Origin of the sequence: Glaciecola punicea ACAM 611 (assembly GCF_000252165.1) — a bacterium.
GTDB classification, from domain to species: Bacteria; Pseudomonadota; Gammaproteobacteria; order Enterobacterales; family Alteromonadaceae; genus Glaciecola; species Glaciecola punicea.
Genome location: NZ_BAET01000010.1, coordinates 1 through 813, shown reverse-complemented (window position 1 = coordinate 813; position 813 = coordinate 1). Strand labels below are relative to the sequence as shown.

The window sequence follows — 813 nt, the reverse complement described above, 5'->3', positions numbered from 1 at the left end:
TGGCGAAACGACCGAAGCTTGGCGTGCTACAGCGTTACCCTGAGCTAAAACAAATTGTGATAGATAAACTTGAATTGAAATGGTCACCGGAGCAAATTTCAGGTTGGCTAAGCGTCGAATATTCAAGACGTAAAAAGATGCAGGTATCACACGAAACAATTTATAAGTCGCTTTATGTACGATCAAAAAACATTCTCGACCATTCGCTTTCAGAACACTTACGCAGAAAGCGCCCTATGCGACACAGTCGCTTTCATACACGCAAAGGCCATAGAGGCTCAATTAATATTGTTAATGGTGTCTCTATTCACGAACGCTCGAAGCATATTGATAATAGGCGATCACTTGGACATTGGGAGGGTGACTTAGTATCTGGGTCAAAAAATACCCACATTGCCACATTAGTGGATAGAAAGTCACGTTTCACTATCATTCTCAAACTAGCGGGAAAAGATGCTGGCTCTGTTAATGATGCACTTCTAGCTATATTTAGACAAATGCCATTGGAATATCGAAAATCTTTGACTTGGGACAGAGGTATGGAATTGGCTAAACATAGCGTTCTTACTGAAGAGTTTGGGATGCCTGTTTACTTCTGCGATCCTCAGTGTCCATGGCAGCGAGGCACAAATGAAAACACTAATAGCCTTATTCGACAGTACTTCCCCAAAAAGACAGATTTATCACTACATAGCCAAGCACGACTGAGTGAGGTCGCAACTCAATTAAATGAGCGCCCAAGAAAAACATTGAAATTTAAAACACCATCACACATGATTGAAAAGAGTGTTGCTTTGTTGGCTTGAATCCTCA

General features: G+C 41.3%; 1 protein-coding gene. It reads left to right on the top strand.

The genetic code is table 11. The features are described 5' to 3' along the window. A partial coding sequence (locus tag GPUN_RS05590) for an IS30 family transposase (RefSeq protein ID WP_040520408.1) occupies window positions 1-806 on the top strand: 806 nt, incomplete at its 5' end. Between the last annotated feature and the right edge of the window lie 7 nt (window positions 807-813).